The following is an 18,548-nucleotide window of genomic DNA, read 5'->3' as shown; positions in this document are numbered from 1 at the left end:
CTTCTCCGCCTACCGGGTAGTTAGACGGGGATGACCTGGCGAGGGTTGTTCCTCATCATCATGTTGTTCCTGAACAGATGCCGGATTGGTAGGCGTTCTCGGGAACCGGCTCGCCCCATCACGCATCCGTAATCACGTCACGAATCACGTCATGGCTGGTAGGAGAGCTGCGGAACGTCCGCACAGGTGTGCGTCATACCACCGTTCCGGGTGACCCATCCTTCTGTGTCGGTCCACCGCGCGACCGACAGGCACGTCTCTCGAGTTCTCGGCGGCTCCGCGAGCCTCTCGAACGTCACGGGAAGCAGCAGGCCATCGGCCGAGTACCGTACGCCGCGCTCCATGAAACGGTCGACGCACGCACGCGTGACCGCGCGCCGGCAGGAGCGGGCGGCGTCCGTGAACCACATGGCGGCGGCCCAGCCCTCCAGTTGCCACTGCGAGTGCGTCTTCAGGTCCTTGGTGGCGGCGCGGAAGGCACGGACGGCGGGGTGCCCGGTGTCCTCGTAGTTGCGGCTCGCGCCGGTGGCCCACAGGGAGGCGCGGCAGTGCGGCGCGTTCTTGTAGGCGGCCCTGACGGACGAGGTCCAGTTCTGTACGTTCGTGACCTTCGCGGTGACGCGGGCGCCGACCTGGTCCATGGCCTCGCAGAGCCGCGCGTTGCCGTGGGCGTCGACGGCGTCGAAGACGAGGTCGGCCTTCGCGTCCTTCAGGTCGGCGGCCGCGGCCCGGAAGTTCGGCAGGGCGAAGTCGAGCTGCTCAGTGACCACCTTGTAGCCCTCAGCCCTGAGGCCGCGCGTCACCAGGCGGGCGTACGCGGCCGAAGCGGCCTGGTTGTAGGAGACGACGGCGGCGGTGCGGGCGCCGTGCTCGCGCTTGAAGTAGCGGTAGACCTCGGTGCCGCCGTACAGCTTCCCGCCCCAACCCGGTTTCCCGTGGCGCGGCGCGAGGCTGCCGTAGATCCCGTACAGATGCGGATACGTGTCGTAGGCCGCGCCGATCGGCTGGCCGCCGATGTCGGGCACGCGCGCGTGGGAGACGCGTTCCGCGCCCGCGTAGTCCAGCGACGTGGTGGCCACCAGGGCGACGACCTTCTGCTCGTCGACGAGCTTGTGCACGCAGGAGGTGTTGCCGACGCCGCTGCCGCCGTCGTCGCACAGGTGCACCTCGACGCGGCGCCCCTGGATGCCGCCCCGTCGATTCAGGTTCCGGAAGTACGCCTGTGCGCCGTCGCGGGTGTCGGTGAAGGTGGCGCCGCCGACGGGGCTCGTGGCGCTGGTGACGATGCCGACACGGAGCGGCGCGGTGGAGCGCGGCGTCGGCGTTCCTCGGCCCTCGAAGTCACTCTCCGGCAGCCGGGACCCGCAGGCCGCGAGGGCCACCAGGGCCAGGCCCGTCAGGCTCGCGGCGAGCGCCTCAGCAGCCCGGGCCCGGCGACGCATTGCCGCTCAACTGCACCAGCGCGCACAGGGTGTTCACGGACACCTTCCAGGTGCCGCCCTGCTCGACGGACGTCCCCTTGGCGTCGGGCAGCACGGTGGCGCCCTTGAGGGCGAGTGCGTACGTCACGTCCGCCTCGGTCCCCGAGGTGAAGGCGACCTTGGTGACGGTGGCCTCCACCTGGCCGCCGCGCTTGTCGCCGCTGAAGCTCTTGAGGACCGGACCCATCTTGGCTCCGTCCTCCAGGACGCCGGTCTTCTCCTCCATCGACACCTTCGGGTCGAAGAACTTCTTCCAGTTGGTCTTGATCTCCTTCTCCGCGCCGGCCCGGTCCTCGGGCGCGCGGTCGCTCGGCCGCTGCGACGAGGGCTCCGCACTCGTCGGCTCCTTGCTCGTGGGCGGCTTCGAGCTCGGCGTCGGCGGGGCGCTGTCGTCACCGCCGCTGTCGTCGCCGCAGGCCGCCAGGGCGGGGCCGAGGACCAGGGCGAGGGCGAGCGCGAACGCCGCTCCCCGTCCGCGCGCCGCGCGGGGTGTACGAGGTGTGCTCCCGAAAACCATCAGGCTCACCGCCGGGTGTCGGTCCGGGCGGGGCCGACGGGATCGAAGCGATCGGCCAACTGTCCCCGGAGCTTTCCGAGTTGGACTCCAGAAGGCATAGTGCAAGCGATCGGCGGACAAGGCCAGACACACGCGCGCACCAGTGGGGGCCGGCGATGCGGACTGCCCGACTACGTTCTGTGCACCCTGCCCTGTGGGCGGGGACCGCGGCGCTCGCGGGCGGGGCGGCGCTCTGCGTGGTCGGCTGGTACGGCATCTCGGGCGAACGCTTCGCCGAGCGTCAACTCCCCTACCTGGCCTCCTGTACGGTGCCGGGCGCGGCCCTGATCATCGCGGGCGCGGTGCTCCTCACGCACGGCAGGAACACGCTCGCCGCGTCGCGCGTGGAGCGCCTCTACGAGCTGCTGATCACGGCCGATCCGGCGCCAAGCCCCCCGGATCCCGCGCCCCCGCTCGCCTCCAGCGGCCGGCTGCTGATGGTGCCCGGCGGCACGCTGTGGCACCGCGCCGACTGCCCGCTCGTCGAGGGCAAGCCGCGGGCGGTCCCCGCGGACGCGGGCGCGATCGCGGAGGCGGGCCTCGGCTCGTGCCCCATCTGCGAACCTCCCACCGGGAGTTGAGGAGCCGGGTTGGTGTCGTCCCTCACGTACGACCTCACGCTCGCCGGTCTCTCGGTGGGAGCGGCGGCGGCGCTCACCGGGATCGGCCTGATCGTCACCTACCGGGCGACGGGCGTCCTGAACTTCGCGCACGGCGCGATCGCGATGCTCTGCGCGTATCTGCTGCGGCAGTTGGTGGTCGTGTGGGACGCACCCCTGTGGGCGGCCGCGGCGCTGGTGCTCCTGGTGGTGGCGCCGGGGTTCGGACTCGCCCTGGAACGCTGGGTGTTCAGGCCGCTGGCTCTGTCGGGCGGCGACGATCCGGCGCGCCCCCTGGTCGCGTCGATCGGCGTCTTCGTCCTCCTGGTCGGGGCGGCAGCGCTGCTGTGGGGCACGGGAGCGCAGGAGGACGCGCCGAGGCTGGTCCCCGGGGAGCCGTGGGGGCAGCTCGCGGTGGCCTGCGCGATCGGGGGCGCGGTGTGGGCGGTGACGCGGTGGACGCTGTTCGGCGGTGAGCTGCGGGCGGTCGTCGACAACCGTCCGCTGGCCGTGCTCGGCGGGATCGACGCGGACCGGGTCGCGGCGGCGGGCTGGGCGTTCGGCACGTTCACCGCGGGCCTGACGGGCGTACTCCTGGCCCCCTACGTACGCCTTGACCCGTACGGTCTGCCGTTGCTGGTGATGGAGGTCGTGGCGGTGGCGGTCGCGGCGGGGATGCGGCGGCTCGGGGTGGCGGTGGGGGCGGCGCTCGCGATCGGGGTCGCACAGAGCCAGTTGACGCGGCTGCATCCGCGCGGGTGGGCCGAGCCGCTCGTCCAGGCGGTGGGGGCGAATCTGTTCGTGGTGGCGCTGCTGGTCGCGGCGCTCGCGCTGCCGGGGGTGGGCGGGAAGGGGGCGCTGCCGACGGCGGTGACGCGCCGGACGCGGGCCGCTCCGCGGGAGGCGTGGCTGGTGGCGGGGGTGCTGTTCCTGCTGCCGCTCGGGTTCGCGGGTTCGGACCTGCGGACGTCGATCCAGGTGCCGGCGCTGGCACTGATCCTCCTTTCGCTGGTGGTGGTAACAGGTAGAGCAGGCCAACTCGCCCTTGGTCAGAGCGCATTCGCAGGCCTGGGCGCCCTCTTCGCGTCGCTGCTCACCACGGGCAACTTCCCGGGCTTTCCCCAACTCCCGGGCCTGCCGGCCCTCTTCATAGCCGCGGCGATGGTGGCACCCCTGGGGCTACTGACCGCCGCGCCCGCGATCCGGCGGCACGGCCTCGCGCTGGCGCTGGCGACGTTCGCGGTGGGGGGCGGAGTGAGCCGGTTCGTGTTCGCGCAGCCGTACGCGGCGTCGGGCCTCACACCGGCGCGACCCGCGGGCTTCGCGGACGACCGGGCGTTCTACGTACTCGAACTCGCTCTGCTGGGCGGGGCGTTGGCGGTCGTGGCGGCCCTGCGTCGGGGGCGGACGGGGCGGGCGCTCGCGGCGGTCCGGGACCATGAGGCGGGGGCGTCGGCGGCGGGGGTCGGGGTGCCGGGTCTGAAGGTCGCGGTGTTCGTGGCGGGGGCGGGGCTCGCGGCGCTGGGAGGCGGGCTGCTGACGTTCGGCCTTGGCTCCTTCGACCCGTCGGCGTACGACCCGGTGCGGGGCCTGTTGTGGTTCGCGGCGGTGGTCGTCCTGGGCGCGGACAACCCCTTCGCCGCGTTGGTCGGGGCGGGACTGTTGGTGGGCCTCGACGCCGGTGCCCGGGGCGGAGTGGCGGCACTGACGGTCGGCGTCCTGGCGGTCCTGGTGGTCCGTGGCCTGGGCCCCCCGCTCCGTCGCGCGGCACCGTGGGCCGCCTTGCCCACCCTGCCGCCCAAGGCGACAGATTGCCCAAGGCGCCAACGGCCAACCGCAGCCCCTCAAGCCCCTGCGGCGATTGAGCAGACCTTCCAAGCCCCGGCGGCAGACGGGCAAAATCAAGCATCGACGACAGACGAGCCAAACCAAGCCCCTGCGGCGATTGAGCAGCGGGGTCCGGGGCGGAGCCCCGTGGCGTCGGGACGGCCCACCGCGACAAGACCGGTACTCACCGCCACCCACCTCACCGTCACCTACGCCACCCGCCCCGTCCTCCAGGACATAGGCATTCGGATCCCCACCGGCAAGGTAACCGCCGTCACAGGCCCCAACGGCGCCGGCAAAACCACCCTCTTCCACTGCCTCGCCGGCACCGTCCGCCCCGACACCGGCCACGTCCACCTCGGACCGCACGACGTGACCCGGCTCCCGGCCCACGCCCGGACCCGGCTCGGAATCGCCCGAACCTTCCAACAACTCGTCGTCTTCCCCTCGTTGACCGTGGCCGACAACATCCGCATCGGCGCCGAACAGGCCCGCGTACGAGACCCGGCAGCCACGGAACGGATGACCCGCCTGTTCGGCCTCCAGGCCGAGCAGGACACGACCGGCCTCCCCACGGGAACACTGCGCCGCGTCGAACTCGCCCGCGCCCTCGCCGGCGACCCCCACGTGCTCCTGCTCGACGAACCGACCGCCGGGCTCGACCCCGCCGAGGTCGCCACCCTCACCCGACTACTGAGGGCACTCGCCGCCGACGGCACCGCCGTACTCGTCGTCGAACACGATCTGGACCTCGTCGCCGCACTCGCGGACACCGTGCACGTGATGGCGGCGGGCCGCATCGTGGCCTCGGGCGCCCCGGACTCCGTCCTCGACCGCGCCCCGGAGCCCTCGTGACACCCGGCCCCGGCGGCGGCATCCAACTGCGCGACGCCCGCGTCCGCTACGGCCCCCTGGAAGCGCTCCACGGCATCACCCTCGCCGCCCCCGCCCACGCGGTCACCGTGCTGCTCGGGCCCAACGGATCCGGCCGCACCACCGCCCTGCGCGCCCTCGCCGGCACCGTACGGCTCACGGCCGGCTCCGTGGTGTGGGACGGAGCCGACGTCACCCGGCACACCGCCCACGCCCGCGCCGCCGCCGGCCTGCGCTTCGTGCCCGACCGGCAGGCCGTCTTCGCCGACCTCACCGTCACCGAGAACCTCCGACTGGCCACGGGCCCAGGCCCAGGCGACGTCACCACGGCCCTCGACGCCTACCCCGAACTGCGCCCCCTCCTCGCCCGCCGCGCCGGCACCCTCTCCGGCGGCGAGCAGCGGATGCTCGCCGTCTCCCGCGCCCTGCTCGCCCCCGCCCGCGTCGTCCTCGTCGACGAGCCCACCCAGGGCATGGCCCCACCGGTCGCCACCCGCACGTACGCCCTGCTGCGCGAACTCGACGCCTGCGTGGTGCTCGCCGAGCAACGCCTGCCGCCCGGCCTGCGCGGGACACCGGTGTTCGTCTACGAACTCCGGCGCGGCACGGTCGTGTTCCGGGGCGAAGCCACCGAACTCCCGCCGAACCTGCCAGCCCCACCAGCCCCTACTACTCCCCCGGCTCGGGAATGACCAGCGTCGCGCCCTCCTCAAGCCGGTCCGGGTGGTCCCCGATCACGTCGCGGTTGGCCTTGTAGAGCGCCTGCGCGCCGCCCTGCACCTCGAAGCGCCGCGCGACGGACGCCAGCGTGTCGCCGCGCTGCACCACATGGACGCGGCCCTCAAGGCCGTACCGCTTGGAGCAGACCGGCCACGCCTCCCAGCCCTGGGTGCGCAGCACCTCCTCCGCGACCTTGATCTGCTCGGCACGGGTCGCGAGGTCGGCGCGCGGCGCGTACTTCAGGCCACCGTGCTCCTCCCAGGTGGACTGCCGGAACTGGAGGCCCCCGTAGAAGGAGTTGCCGCTGTTCTCGTCCCAGTCACCACCGCTCTCGCACTCCGCGAGGCAGGACCACGGCCACTCCGTCTTGGCGCAGTCGGACGGCTCGGCGGCGTCCGCCCCGGTGGCGAGGGCCGGCAGCGCGGCCAGTGCGAGCAGCACGCCCAGCAGAGCCGCCGCCCACCGCCGCGGGCCGTACGCCTTCGGAAACGTAGCGATCAGGTCCATGGCGCGGACGCTAGGCAGCCGGTGCGCGGCGACCCGTCGTGCCGCGCCGCGCCCGCCGCGCGGCCCCACCCGGTCGGCGGACCGGGTGGGGCCGCGCGGCGCACATGCGGTCAGCGCAGCCGCAGCCGCTGCCCCGGCATGATCAGGTCGGGGTCACCGCCGATCACCGCCTTGTTCGTGGCGTACAGGCGCTGCCAGTTGGTGCCGTGGGCCGCGGCGATGCGGCCCAGGGTGTCGCCGCCTCGGACGACGTAGCCGCCACGCCGGGCGGCGCCGCGGTCGGTGTGGCCTGAACCCCGCTGCTGCGGCGCGGCCTTGGGGGCCGACTGGGCGCCCGGCGCGCTGCCGTACGCCCCGGCCCGTGCCGCGCACGTGGGCCAGGCGCCCCAGCCCTGCGCGCGCTGCACCTTGGTCGCGACGGCGATCTGCTGGGCCCTGGAGGCCCGGTCGGCGGTCGCAGCGTAGGCCCCGCCGCCGTACGCGCGCCAGGTGCCGGCCGAGAACTGGAGCCCGCCGTAGTAGCCGTTCCCGGTGTTGATCTGCCAGTTGCCGCCGCTCTCGCAGCGTGCGATGCGGTCCCAGACGCCGCCGTCCGCCGCTGGGGCGGGTCCGGCGAGGGCGAGGAGACCGAGTGGGGCGGCGAGTGCCACCCCGGCGAGGACCGCTGTCGTGCGTGCCGTTGTCGTGCGAGCCGTACGAATCGGCGCGGACATGAGAATCCCTCTCGTGGACTGCTCGTTGCGGACGGCGGTGGAATCTAGGCAGCCCACGGCGGTCACGACAACCAACGGCCCGTCCCGCCAGGCCAGTTCGCCGTTACCCGGGGTACCGGCGATTTCAAGCCACCCGATACATACAACGATTTCAGTATTTGTCGACCTGCCACCCTGACGATCTGTGACTCACCTCACCGGTCCAACTTCCTTGGAAATCCCACAAGTTGGCGGGGAGTGACGGATTCCGGGCGGTCGTTCACGGTGTGCGCCGGATGAGACGATTCCGTTCCGATCCGGGCGTGACCGAGGACACAGATCGTCCGTTGTCCTTCATAAGCACTCGCCTGACCGCGACCGATCACCCCGATCGGCCCAACAGATCCCTGAGGAGTCCCCGTGCCTCGCTTGCTCGACGTCAGCAACGACGTACGCGCCGAGATCGGCGACGAAGAAGCCGACCGCCTGATGACCGGCGACAACGCCCCCGGCAGCTACGACTGCACCTCCTGCCGCACGCCGGGCGACTCGCAGCAGCAGCCGACCAGCACCGTCCTCTTCGTCGGCGACGAGACCGCCGTGCTCGCCTTCGCCCATGCCACCTGCCTGCCCTCGCAGGTCGTCCAGGTCGCGGAGGACCAGCTGCAGGGCGCCGTGCAGTCCATCAGCGGCGGTGGGCAGGACGCCGCGGCCGCACAGCCGGACGGCGGCGGCCCCGCCGCGCCCTCGCAGGCCGTACTCGGCGTGACCAGCGGCCTCGTACTGATCGGCGACACGACGCACCCCGCGCTCGTCGTCGAGCCGACGGGCCCCATCGCCCGCCCCGGCACGACCACGGACGGGGACGACTTCCTGCCGCTCCTGATCGAGCAGGGCTTCATGCCGGCCACCACGCTGGACGGGGTCCCCTCGGTCCTCGGCGGCTGGTCGGTGCTGCTCGCGATGGGCCAGCTGCACGCGATCCTGCAGCCCGGCACCGGGGGCTCCCCCGCCCAGGTCGCCTGGTGGCAGGCACACCAGCCGCTGTTGGTCACGGAGGGCTGGCGGACCGCGGCGAACAAGACGCAGACGGTGCTCCTCTTCGCCGCCTCCGCCGGCTCGATCGGCCACCAGCCGCGCGAGGACCTGCTCCGCCAGGCCCTCGACAAGGCGGCGGCGAACGGACGCCTGGTGGCCGCCGCCATGCCGCTCGCCGGCACCTGAGCCGACCGGGACACACCCCCGGGGCCCCCACGAATGCACCGGTCACACCGCTGACAGCCCGCAACAGCGCAGGCCAAGGGCGCATCCGTCGGGGGCCCGGTTCGTTGGCACACACGTGCACCCATACGACCCGACCTCATCCCCCGCGCCCGGAACCGCCCCTTCGTCCCGACGGCACCAGCCGTATCAGAACCCGATCCCGTCGATGCGCCCCGCGGAGGACCAACCGGGCGGCCACGCGAGGAGCGGCCCCTCGGTGACCCCCATCTACGACGCCCTGTTCGCGGAGTGGCGCCGATCCTTCCGGACGCTGCCGGGCGACCGCAGCGGCGAGGACGACCTGGGGTTCAGGGGCTTCGACCCGCTGCACGGCCCGCGCCCGCACCATCCGCCGCGCTGGCAGCCGCACCCGCAGCAGCACACCACGGGACGGCACTTCCCGGCCCTGCCGCCAGGGCCACGCCGGGAGTACTAAGAGCCTGTGTCATAGCCCCGGTCGGGCGCCCCGCGCCCCGCACAGAAAACGCCGCCGAGTGGATGTCTCCACCGGCGGCGTTCGTCCGAGCTGCCTACTTCAAGGGACCGCTACTTCTTCCTGCCGCGCTTCTCACGCACGCGTACGGAGATGTGGATCGGCGTGCCCTCGAAGCCGAACTCCTCGCGCAGGCGGCGCTCCACGAAGCGGCGGTAGCCGTGCTCGATGAAGCCGGAGGCGAAGAGCACGAACCGGGGCGGCTTGGAGGCGGCCTGCGTGCCGAACAGGATGCGGGGCTGCTTGCCGCCGCGGACCGGGTGCGGGTGGGAGGCGACGAGCTCGCCGAGGAAGGCGTTGAGCCGGCCCGTCGGGATGCGCGTCTCCCAGCCGTCGAGGGCGGCCTCGATCGCGGGGACCAGCTTCTCCATGTGGCGGCCGGTGTGCGCCGACACGTTCACCCGGGGCGCCCAGGCGACCTGGCCGAGCTCGGTCTCGATCTCGCGCTCCAGGTAGTAGCGACGCTCCTCGTCGAGGGTGTCCCACTTGTTGAACGCGAGGACGATCGCGCGGCCCGCCTCGACCGCCATCGTCACGATCCGCTGGTCCTGGATGGAGATCGACTCGGAGGCGTCGATCAGGATGACCGCGACCTCCGCCTTCTCCACGGCGGCGGCGGTGCGCAGCGACGCGTAGTAGTCGGCGCCCTGCTGGAGGTGGACGCGCTTGCGGATGCCCGCCGTGTCGATGAACTTCCAGGTGATGCCGCCGAGCTCGATCAGCTCGTCGACGGGGTCGCGGGTGGTGCCCGCCAGCTCGTTGACGACGACGCGGTCCTCGTCGGCCACCTTGTTCAGGAGCGAGGACTTGCCGACGTTCGGGCGGCCGATCAGGGCGATCCGGCGCGGCCCGCCGAGCCCCGCACCGCCGAAGGTCTGCATCGGGGCCTCGGGGAGGGCCGCGATGACGGCGTCGAGCATGTCGCCGGTGCCGCGGCCGTGCAGCGAGGAGACCGGGTGCGGCTCGCCGATGCCGAGGGACCACAGGTACGAGGCGTCCGCCTCGCCGCTCGGGCCGTCGACCTTGTTGGCGCAGAGCACGACCGGCTTGTTGGCCTTGCGCAGCAGGCGCACGACGGCCTCGTCGGTGTCGGTGACGCCGACCTTGGCGTCGACGACGAAGACGACGGCGTCGGCGGCCTCGATCGCGTACTCGGCCTGCGCGGCCACGGACGCGTCGATGCCGAGGACGTCCTGCTCCCAGCCGCCGGTGTCGACGAGCTTGAAGCGGCGGCCCGCCCACTCGGCCTCATAGGTGACGCGGTCACGCGTGACACCCGGCTTGTCCTCGACGACGGCCTCGCGGCGCCCGATGATGCGGTTCACCAGGGTCGACTTGCCGACATTCGGGCGGCCGACGACGGCGAGGACGGGCAGCGGGCCGTGGCCCGCGTCGTCGAGCGCGCCGTCGACGTCCTCGAGGTCGAAGCCCTCCTCCGCGGCGAGCTCCATGAACTCCGCGTACTCAGCGTCGCCGAGTTCCCCGTGCTCGTGCTCCGGGGATCCCTCGGGCTGGATCTGGTCGTTCATGAAGTCCGTACCTCGTCGTTCATTCGTGGTGATCGGTGGACCGCCGTTTCGTGTGCCGCGTTCCACTACTGAAAGTCTCGCTCAGCGCCCGGTCAGGCGCCTGGCATCGTCCAGGTGGCCGCTGAGCCGCGCCTGGATGCGTACGGTGGCTTCGTCGAGGGCCTTGCGGGTACGCCGTCCGCTGCCGTCGCCCGCCTCGAAGGGGTCGCCGAAGACGACGTCGACCCGGCTTCTGAGCGGGGGCAGCCGCTTTATCAACCGTCCGGACCGCTCCGTGCTTCCCAGGACGGCGACCGGGACGATCGGCGCCCCGCTGCGCACCGCGAAGTACGCGAGTCCGGCCCGCAGCGACGCGAAGTCGCCCTCGCCCCGGGTGCCCTCGGGGAAGATGCCGAGAACGCCGCCGTCGGCGAGGACGCCCAGCGTCCGGGTGATGGCCGTGCGGTCCGCGCTCGTGCGGTCGACCTTGACCTGCCCGATCCCTTCGAGGAAGGGGCCGAGCGGTCCGACGAACGCCTCCTGCTTGATCAGGAAGTGCGTCGGGCGCGGAGCGACGCCCATGACCATGGGGCCGTCGATGTTGTGGGAGTGGTTCACCGCGAGGATCACCGGACCGGCCGCCGGGACCCGCCAGGATCCCAGGACCCGCGGCTTCCACAGCCCGTACATGAGGCCGACGCCGATGCGCCGACCCACTTCGGCGCCTCGCTCGGAGGGCGCATCGGTCACTTGGAGGCTCGCTTCTCCTCGACCAGCGTGACGACGCACTCGATGACCTGCTGCAGCGTGAGGTCGCTGGTGTCGACCTCGACGGCGTCGTCGGCCTTGGCCAGCGGCGACGTCTTGCGGCTCGAGTCGGCCTTGTCACGGGCGACGAGGGCCTCCTGCGTGGCCTTCACGTCGGAGCCCTTGAGCTCGCCGGAGCGGCGGGCGGCGCGGGCCTCGGGCGAGGCGGTGAGGAAGATCTTCAGGTCGGCGTCGGGCAGCACGGTCGTACCGATGTCGCGGCCCTCGACGACGATGCCCTTCTCGGCGCCGAGCGCGATGGTGCGCTGCAGCTCGGTGATCCGGGCGCGCACCTCGGGGACGGCGCTGACGGCGCTGACCTTGGAGGTGACCTCGCCGGTGCGGATCGGGGCGGCGACGTCCGTGCCGTCCACCGTGATGGTGGGGGCGCCCGGGTCGGTGCCGGAGACGATGTCGGCCTTGCCGGCGACGGCGGCGATCGCGGACGGGTCGTCCAACTCGATGCCGTTGTTCACCATCCACCAGGTGATCGCCCGGTACTGGGCGCCGGTGTCCAGGTAGCTCAGGCCGAGCTGCGCGGCGACGGCCTTGGAGGTGCTCGACTTGCCCGTGCCGGAGGGTCCGTCGATGGCGACGATCACTGCTGCGGCGGCGGTCGCGGCGGTTTCCATAGGTGACGGACACCTTTCTCAGTGCACGGGGGCATGGGTGCGGGGCGCGGGAGCGCCCCGCACAAGGTTACTGGCTCCGGAAGACCCCTTCTTACGTGCCTCCACCGGCCCCGCTACTGACGCATCGCCCAGCCGCGCTCGCGCAGCGCCGCGGCCAGCTTCGGCGCCTGCGCCGGCTGCACCATGAGCTGGACGAAACCGGCCTGCTGCCCGGTCGCGTGCTCGATCCGCACGTCCTCGATGTTGACGCCGGCCGAGCCCGCGTCGGCGAAGATCCGGGCCAGCTCGCCCGGCTGGTCGGAGATGAGGACGGCCACGATCTCGTACGCCGCCGGTGCCGCGCCGTGCTTGCCGGGGACCCGGGACTGGCCCGCGTTGCCCCGCCGCAGCATCGTCTCGACGCCGTCCGCGCCCTCGCGGCGCTTGGCGTCGTCGGAGGACTGCAGGGAGCGCAGGGACTGCACGGTCTCCTCCAGGTCGCCCGCGACGGCGGAGAGCAGGTCGGCGACCGGGCCCGGGTTCGCGGAGAGGATGTCGATCCACATCCGCGGGTCCGATGCGGCGATCCGTGTCACATCACGGATGCCCTGCCCGCACAGCCGGACGGCGGCGTCCTCGGCGTTCTCCAGGCGGGCCGCGACCATGCTGGAGACCAGGTGCGGCATGTGCGAGACGAGCGCGACGGCCCGGTCGTGGGCGTCGGCGTCCATGACGACCGGGACGGCCCGGCACAGGGCGACCAGTTCCAGGGCGAGGTTCAGGACCTCGGTGTCCGTGTCGCGGGTCGGGGTCAGGACCCACGGCCGCCCCTCGAAGAGGTCGGCGTCGGCCGCGAGCGGGCCGCTGCGCTCACGGCCCGACATCGGGTGCGTACCGATGTACGGGGTGAGGTCGAGGCCCAGCTCCTCCAGCTCGCTGCGCGGGCCGCCCTTGACGCTGGCGACGTCGATGTAGGCGCGGGCGAGGCCGCGGCGCATCGCGTCGGCGAGCGAGGTGGCGACGTGCGCGGGCGGCACGGCCACGATGCACAGGTCGACGGGTCCCTCGGGCGCCTCGTCGGTCCCGGCGCCGAGCGCGGCGGCGGTGCGGGCCTGCCCGGGGTCGTGGTCGACGAGGTGCACGGTGACGCCGCGCGAGGCGAGGGCCAGGGCGGCGGAGGTGCCGATCAGGCCGGTGCCGACGACGAGTGCGGTTCTCACTGGGCGATGTCCTTGCGGAGGGTGGCCGCCGCGCCGAGGTAGACGTGCGCGACCTCGGCCTTGGGCCGCTCGGTCTCGATGTGCGCGAGGATCCGGACGACGCGCGGCAGGGCGCCGGCGATGTCGAGTTCCTGCGCGCAGATCAGCGGTACGTCGACGATGCCGAGCTTGCGGGCGGCGGCCGCCGGGAAGTCGGAGTGCAGATCGGGCGTGGCCGTGAACCAGATGGAGATCAGGTCGTCGGCGGTCAGCTCGTTGCGCTCAAGGACGGCGGTGAGCAGCTCGCTCACCTGCTCGTCCATGTGGCCGGCCTCGTCCCGTTCGAGTTGGACGGCGCCCCGGACCGCTCGTACCGCCACGTCACTGCCCCTTTGCTGATCTTCTGCGTACACGCAATCGGAATAGGAGACCAGCGTAATCAAGGTGGGAGGCGGGGGTGCACGGCGCCCGTCTACCGAGACGCCCGCCTCTGGGGCGCCGGAAACCCGGACCACCTCAATGTCACCCGAACCGCCCCCTGTCGCCACCCGGCCGAAGCTGCTTGCATGGAGGCGGTACCGCTGCCGCCTCGGGGGGAGGCTCGGCCATGAAGCGCTCCGGGCCGCTGTTCACACTGCTCGCCGGACTGGCCCTCGGCCTGTTCGTGCTGTCGCTCAACGCGACGACCGGCGAGGGCACTTCGTCGTACGGGGAGGCTCCCGCGGCGACGGTCACGCCGTCCGCCTCCGCGTCGCCCTCCAAGGCGAGCCCGTCGCCCACGAAACCTTCGGAGGCGAGCCCGACGCGGACGGCCCGCCCGAAGACGGGCTACGCGGGCCGCACCGACGACGACACGTCCGCGATCTCCATATCCGTGCGCGGCGACAAGGCGATCGCCTACTTCTGCGACGGCCGCTCCAAGGAGTCGTGGCTGAAGGGGAACGTCGAGGAAGACGGCGAGATGAAGCTCTCCGGCAAGCACGGCGCGAAGCTGGACGGCAGGCTCGCCGGCGATCGGGTGCGCGGCACCACGACCATCGACAAGCACCCCTACGGCTTCACGGCGAAGAAGGCCGTCAAGCCGTCCGGCCTGTACCGCGCGACCACCGAGGTGCGCGGCGCGAAGATCGACGGCGGCTGGATCGTGCTGCCCGACGGCCGCCAGGTGGGCATCGTGCGCCGCGACGACAAGCCGTCCGCCGCGCCGCGCATCGACCCGGACTCGGGGGCGGTCACGGTCGACGGCGACCGCCTGACGGCCCGCCCGGTCGTCCCCTGAGCAGCACACGCCGAGCCGTTCAGAGAGGGCTCCCATGACCGTCGACCCGAACGCCGCCACCCAGAGCTTCCCGAACCCCGACCACCGCCGCCCGTCCGCGGCCCGCTATCTGGTCCCCGCGCTCGTCGCGGCGGTGGTGGCCGTGGCGCTCGGCGCGTACGGCAAGGTGCACGACCCGGAGGGCACGGCGTTCAACCTCGCCGGCTTCTCCAGCACGAGCGCGGTGAAGTCCTGGCTGGCGACGGCGGCCTTCGCCTTCGCGCTCGTCCAGATCGTCTCGGCGTTCATGGTCTACGGGAAGCTGCGCGGCCCGTCCTGGGCACCGGTGCTGCACCGCTGGTCGGGCCGGATCGCGTTTCTTCTCGCGGTCCCGGTGGCGGTGCACTGCCTCTACGCGCTCGGCTACCAGACGTACTCGACACGGGTCATGTGGCACTCGCTCCTGGGCTGCTTCTTCTTCGGGGCGTTCAGCGCCAAGATGCTGCTGCTGCGCACGGAGCGGCTGCCGGGCTGGCTGCTGCCGGTGGTGGGCGGTCTCGCGTTCGCGGTCCTGACGCTGCTGTGGCTGACGTCGGCGCTGTGGTTCTTCCGGACGGTGGGAGTGACGACATGAGGCGCACCGCGTCCCGCAGGAGCGTCCTGGTCGCGGGCGCGGCGGCCCTGGCGGCGGGCTGCAGCAAGTACGGCGACGAGAACCAGGGCGGCGGGGGCGAGCAGGCGTCCACGTCGGAGACCACCGCCTCGGCCTCGAAACCGACCGACGGAGGCTCCCAAAAGCCGCCCGCGGCAAAGGAGTTGACGAAGACCTCCGACATCCCCGTCGGCGGCGGCAAGGTCTTCCCCGCCGACAAGGTCGTGGTGACCCAGCCGGCCAAGGGCGACTTCAAGGCCTTCTCCGCGGCCTGCACGCATCAGGGCTGCACCGTCAAGGACGTCTCCGGCGGCACCATCAACTGCCCCTGCCACGGCTCCAAGTTCAAGGTCGCCGACGCCTCGGTGGCGGGTGGCCCGGCCCCCCGCCCCCTGGACACCCGCCAGATCAAGGTCACCGGGGACTCGATCACGCTGACCTGACGGGCGCCGCGCCTCACGCCACGTCCCACCCCGCCCCGAACTCCAGCAGCTCGTCCCGGTGCTCGATACGTTCGACCCACTCCTTCGGCCACGCGCCGGCGCCGAGGTGGGCGCCCGCGAACGCCCCGGCGAGGGCCGCGATCGAGTCCGAGTCGCCGGAGGTGCAGGCGGCTCGGCGCAGGGCCAGGACCGGTTCGTCGACGAACATCAGGAAACACAACAGACCAGTGGCCAGCGCCTGTTCGGCGATCCAGCCGGCGCCCGTGGCGAGGCACGGGTCGGTCTCGGGGGACGGTTCGCGCAGCGCGTCCCGCAGCCGGTCGAGGACGCCGAGGCACTCGTCCCAGCCGTGCGCGATGAAGCTCTGCGGCGTCGATTGCTCTCCACGCCGCCACAGGTCACCGAGCCAGGCCTCGTGGTACGTCTCCCGGTTCTCGTAGGCGTAGGAGCGGAGCAGGCCGACCAGGCCCGTCGGCTCCGCGCCCTCGGCGAGGAGGCGTACGGCGTGCGCGGTGAGGTCGGCGGCGGCGAGGCCCGTGGGGTGGCCATGCGTCAGCCCCGCCTGCAACTGGGCGCCGCCCGCCCGCTGTTCGTCACTCAGGCCGGGGGCGAGCCCGAGCGGGGTGACGCGCATATTGGCCCCGCAGCCCTTGGAGTGGATCTGGCTGGCGTCCTGCCAGGTCCGGCTCCCGGTCTCCAGAAGCCCGCACGCGCGCAGGCAGGTGTTGCCGGGCGCCCGGTCGTTGTCGGGCGACCGGTACCAGTCGACGAACTCCCCGCGCAGCGGCCCCTCGAAGCGCTCCGGCGAGAGAGGCACCCCGCTCGAGCGCAGCGCCCGCGCCACGGCGAGCGCCATCTGCGTGTCGTCGGTGATGTACGCGACGGGGTGGCCTGGCAGCTCCATCTGCCGCCAGGGCCCGTGCCCGGCGAGGATGGCGGGTACGTCGCTGAACTCTGTCGGGTAGCCGAGGGCGTCCCCGAGGGCGAGGCCGAGCAGCGATCCGGTGGCGGCGGTCTTCGTCATCGGCGGGTTCCTTCCGAAGGCTCGTGCGCGGGGCGCAGCAGCGGTGGATGCAAGGACGTGGCGTCGCCGGCCCGGTACAGCGCCGCGGGCTTGCCGCGCCCGCCGGTGAGCCGGGACGCGCCGGGGATCTGCTCGACGAAGCCGGGCGTCGCGAGCACCTTGCGCCGGAAGTTCGCCGGGTCGAGGTCGGTCCCCCACACCACCTCGTAGACCTGCCGCAGCTCGCCGAGCGTGAACTCGGGCGGGCAGAACGCGGTGGCCAGGCAGGTGTACTCGAGCTTCCCGCCGATCCGGATCTGGGCGTCGGCGAGGATCCGGTCGTGATCGAAGGCGAGCGGGCCCTGCGCCTCGTACGGCAGCCAGGCGGCCCGCGCCGCGTCCCCGCCGCCGTGCGCCTGCGGGGCGTCCGGCACGAGCGCGGCGAACGCGACGGACACCACGCGCATCCGGGGATCGCGCCCCGGTTCGCTGTACGTACGCAGCTGTTCCAGATGCAGCCCGGCGACATCGGCGAGCCCGGTCTCCTCGGCGAGTTCGCGCCGCGCCGCGTCCTCCGCGGACTCGTGCGGCTCCAGGAACCCGCCGGGCAGCGCCCAGCGCCCCGCGTACGGCTCGTGACCGCGCTCGACGAGCAGGATGTGCAGCCGCCCCGACCTGAGCGTGAACACGGCCAGGTCGACGGTGACGGCGAAGGGCTCGTAGGCGTGCTTGTCGTAACCCGCCACTGGGCCAGTGCCGGGCAGACCGTTGTCGGACATGCGGAGACCCCCTCCCTTATTGGTCCAATGGACTCTAAAAGGAGGGGGTCGCCGCACACAAGACCCGCGAAGGTACGACCTACAGGTCGACCTCCTGCATCAGCATGCCGACCTCGGTGTTCGAGAGCCGCCGCAGCCAGCCCGACTTCTGGTCGCCCAGCGTGATCGGGCCGAAGGCGACCCGCACCAGCTTGTCGACCGGGAAGCCGGCCTCGGCCAGCATCCGCCGCACGATGTGCTTGCGCCCCTCGTGCAGGGTGACCTCGACCAGGTAGTTCTTGCCGGTCTGCTCGACGATGCGGAAGTGGTCCGCACGCGCGTACCCGTCCTCCAGCTCGATGCCGTCCTTGAGCCGCTTGCCCAGGTCGCGCGGGATCGGGCCCACGAGGTGCGCGAGGTAGACCTTCTTCACGCCGTACTTGGGGTGTGTGAGGCGGTGGGCCAGCTCACCGTGGTTGGTGAGCAGGATGACGCCCTCGGTCTCGGTGTCCAGCCGTCCGACGTGGAAGAGCCGCGTCTCACGGTTGTTCGTGTAGTCCCCGAGACACTGCCGCCCCTCGTTGTCCTCCATCGTGGAGACGACACCAACCGGCTTGTTCAGCGCGAAGAACTGGTACGACTGCGTGGCCACGGTCAGGCCGTCGACCTTGATCTCGTCCTTCTCCGTGTCGACGCGCAGCCCCTGCTCGACCACGATCTCGCCGTTGACCTCGACACGGGACTCGTCGACCAGCTCCTCGCAGGCGCGCCGCGAGCCGTAACCGGCACGGGCCAGCACCTTCTGCAGCCGCTCGCCCTCCTGCTCGGCGCCCGGGAAGGTCTTCGGGAGCTTGACCTCCGGCTTGCCCGCGTACCGCTCGCGGTTGCGCTCCTCGGTCCGCGTCTCGTACTCACGCGAACGGGAGGGAGCCGTACGCGCGGCCCGGCCCGTGGGCGGCTGCTGCCCGCGCTTGGGCCCGCCCTTGGCACCACCGCGCGCGGAGGCGCCGCGGCCCGACTTCGAACCCTCCCTCGAGGCGTTCGGGCCTACGTCGTAGAGCCTCTCCTCGGGGCGCGGCCGCTTCGGGCGAGCGGGCCTGTCGTCACGCTTGTCGTCGCGCTTGTCATCACGCCTGTCGTCGCGGTTGCTGCTGCCGCCGCGCCTGTCGTCGCGGTTGTTGCCGGCGCCGCGCTGGTTACCGCGGCCCCCGCTGTTCCCGCCGCGGCCGCTGCTGTTGCCACCACGGCTCCCGCCGTTGTTTCCGCTGCTGTTCCTGCCGCTACTGCTTCGCATCAAA

General features: G+C 72.4%; 20 protein-coding genes. 8 read left to right on the top strand and 12 right to left on the bottom strand.

Annotated features, from left to right (window positions below; all coding sequences use genetic code 11):
* Nucleotides 1-149: 149 nt before the first annotated feature.
* Complete coding sequence (locus tag ACWD2L_RS31650) at nt 150-1,442, bottom strand: ABC transporter substrate-binding protein (RefSeq protein ID WP_351341837.1); 1,293 nt, start codon at nt 1,440-1,442, stop codon at nt 150-152.
* On the bottom strand, nt 1,417-1,998 hold the full coding sequence (locus ACWD2L_RS31645; protein WP_351341835.1) for a hypothetical protein: 582 nt from the start codon (nt 1,996-1,998) through the stop codon (nt 1,417-1,419). Before ACWD2L_RS31645 ends, ACWD2L_RS31650 begins: the two co-directional genes overlap by 26 nt.
* A gap of 155 nt (nt 1,999-2,153) precedes the next feature.
* Here ACWD2L_RS31645 and ACWD2L_RS31640 point away from each other — a divergent pair, with 155 nt between their 5' ends.
* The 3 genes from ACWD2L_RS31640 to ACWD2L_RS31630 are packed head-to-tail and all read left to right on the top strand — an operon-like array spanning nt 2,154 to nt 6,028.
* Complete coding sequence (locus ACWD2L_RS31640; protein WP_351341833.1) at nt 2,154-2,618, top strand: hypothetical protein; 465 nt, start codon at nt 2,154-2,156, stop codon at nt 2,616-2,618.
* 12 nt (nt 2,619-2,630) lie between these two features.
* Nucleotides 2,631-5,318 carry an ABC transporter permease subunit gene (locus tag ACWD2L_RS31635; protein WP_351341831.1) on the top strand — a complete coding sequence of 896 codons (2,688 nt, stop codon included), beginning with the start codon at nt 2,631-2,633 and terminating at the stop codon, nt 5,316-5,318.
* The gene (locus ACWD2L_RS31630; RefSeq protein WP_351341829.1) at nt 5,315-6,028 is read left to right on the top strand and encodes an ATP-binding cassette domain-containing protein; all 714 of its coding nucleotides are present in this window, start codon (nt 5,315-5,317) and stop codon (nt 6,026-6,028) included. Before ACWD2L_RS31635 ends, ACWD2L_RS31630 begins: the two co-directional genes overlap by 4 nt.
* Here ACWD2L_RS31630 and ACWD2L_RS31625 read toward each other — a convergent pair.
* Nucleotides 6,006-6,563, bottom strand: coding sequence for a transglycosylase family protein (locus tag ACWD2L_RS31625; protein WP_351341868.1), 558 nt, complete (start codon nt 6,561-6,563; stop codon nt 6,006-6,008). The two genes, ACWD2L_RS31630 and ACWD2L_RS31625, sit on opposite strands and share 23 nt — an antisense overlap.
* A gap of 110 nt (nt 6,564-6,673) precedes the next feature.
* Entirely contained in the window at nt 6,674-7,276 is a 603-nt protein-coding gene (locus ACWD2L_RS31620; protein ID WP_351342264.1) for a transglycosylase family protein, read from the bottom strand.
* Nucleotides 7,277-7,675: 399 nt separating this feature from the next.
* On the opposite strand from ACWD2L_RS31620, the gene ACWD2L_RS31615 reads away from it, so the two are divergent.
* The gene (locus ACWD2L_RS31615; RefSeq protein WP_351342263.1) at nt 7,676-8,479 is read left to right on the top strand and encodes a hypothetical protein; all 804 of its coding nucleotides are present in this window, start codon (nt 7,676-7,678) and stop codon (nt 8,477-8,479) included.
* 256 nt (nt 8,480-8,735) lie between these two features.
* Nucleotides 8,736-8,954: a hypothetical protein gene (locus ACWD2L_RS31610; protein ID WP_451192695.1), complete on the top strand. Its 219-nt coding sequence runs from the start codon at nt 8,736-8,738 to the stop codon at nt 8,952-8,954.
* A gap of 110 nt (nt 8,955-9,064) precedes the next feature.
* Here ACWD2L_RS31610 and der read toward each other — a convergent pair whose 3' ends face one another.
* From der to aroH, 5 genes are all read right to left on the bottom strand, one after another.
* Nucleotides 9,065-10,540, bottom strand: a complete 1,476-nt coding sequence (gene der / locus ACWD2L_RS31605; RefSeq protein WP_351342259.1) for a ribosome biogenesis GTPase Der — start codon at nt 10,538-10,540, stop codon at nt 9,065-9,067.
* Nucleotides 10,541-10,621: 81 nt separating this feature from the next.
* Nucleotides 10,622-11,269 (bottom strand): lysophospholipid acyltransferase family protein, encoded by a 648-nt coding sequence (locus ACWD2L_RS31600; protein WP_351342257.1) that lies wholly within the window; start codon nt 11,267-11,269, stop codon nt 10,622-10,624.
* Nucleotides 11,266-11,958 (bottom strand): (d)CMP kinase, encoded by a 693-nt coding sequence (gene cmk, locus ACWD2L_RS31595; RefSeq protein WP_351342255.1) that lies wholly within the window; start codon nt 11,956-11,958, stop codon nt 11,266-11,268. The genes ACWD2L_RS31600 and cmk overlap by 4 nt, the downstream gene beginning before the upstream one ends.
* A gap of 113 nt (nt 11,959-12,071) precedes the next feature.
* The gene (locus ACWD2L_RS31590; RefSeq protein WP_351342253.1) at nt 12,072-13,157 is read right to left on the bottom strand and encodes a prephenate dehydrogenase; all 1,086 of its coding nucleotides are present in this window, start codon (nt 13,155-13,157) and stop codon (nt 12,072-12,074) included.
* Complete coding sequence (aroH, locus tag ACWD2L_RS31585) at nt 13,154-13,516, bottom strand: chorismate mutase (RefSeq protein ID WP_351342251.1); 363 nt, start codon at nt 13,514-13,516, stop codon at nt 13,154-13,156. The genes ACWD2L_RS31590 and aroH overlap by 4 nt, the downstream gene beginning before the upstream one ends.
* Nucleotides 13,517-13,743: 227 nt before the next feature.
* On the opposite strand from aroH, the gene ACWD2L_RS31580 reads away from it, so the two are divergent.
* From ACWD2L_RS31580 to ACWD2L_RS31570, 3 genes are read left to right on the top strand one after another with little or no spacing between them, the layout of a single operon-like run.
* Nucleotides 13,744-14,415 carry a hypothetical protein gene (locus ACWD2L_RS31580; RefSeq protein WP_351342250.1) on the top strand — a complete coding sequence of 224 codons (672 nt, stop codon included), beginning with the start codon at nt 13,744-13,746 and terminating at the stop codon, nt 14,413-14,415.
* Between the two features lie 34 nt (nt 14,416-14,449).
* Nucleotides 14,450-15,028 (top strand): DUF6529 family protein, encoded by a 579-nt coding sequence (locus ACWD2L_RS31575; RefSeq protein ID WP_351342248.1) that lies wholly within the window; start codon nt 14,450-14,452, stop codon nt 15,026-15,028.
* Nucleotides 15,025-15,489: a Rieske (2Fe-2S) protein gene (locus ACWD2L_RS31570; RefSeq protein WP_351342246.1), complete on the top strand. Its 465-nt coding sequence runs from the start codon at nt 15,025-15,027 to the stop codon at nt 15,487-15,489. The genes ACWD2L_RS31575 and ACWD2L_RS31570 overlap by 4 nt, the downstream gene beginning before the upstream one ends.
* Nucleotides 15,490-15,502: 13 nt before the next feature.
* Here ACWD2L_RS31570 and ACWD2L_RS31565 read toward each other — a convergent pair whose 3' ends face one another.
* The 3 genes from ACWD2L_RS31565 to ACWD2L_RS31555 all read right to left on the bottom strand — a co-directional run bounded on the left by ACWD2L_RS31565 (nt 15,503) and on the right by ACWD2L_RS31555 (nt 18,544).
* Nucleotides 15,503-16,513: an ADP-ribosylglycohydrolase family protein gene (locus tag ACWD2L_RS31565; RefSeq protein ID WP_351342244.1), complete on the bottom strand. Its 1,011-nt coding sequence runs from the start codon at nt 16,511-16,513 to the stop codon at nt 15,503-15,505.
* Entirely contained in the window at nt 16,510-17,271 is a 762-nt protein-coding gene (locus tag ACWD2L_RS31560; RefSeq protein ID WP_351342242.1) for an NUDIX hydrolase, read from the bottom strand. The genes ACWD2L_RS31565 and ACWD2L_RS31560 overlap by 4 nt, the downstream gene beginning before the upstream one ends.
* A gap of 79 nt (nt 17,272-17,350) precedes the next feature.
* Entirely contained in the window at nt 17,351-18,544 is a 1,194-nt protein-coding gene (locus ACWD2L_RS31555; RefSeq protein WP_351342240.1) for a pseudouridine synthase, read from the bottom strand.
* Nucleotides 18,545-18,548 lie beyond the last annotated feature (4 nt).

The organism is Streptomyces sp. NPDC002754, from assembly GCF_053592315.1.
The sequence above is the reverse complement of the archived record's forward strand: the minus strand, read 5'-3'. Positions and strand labels throughout refer to the sequence as shown.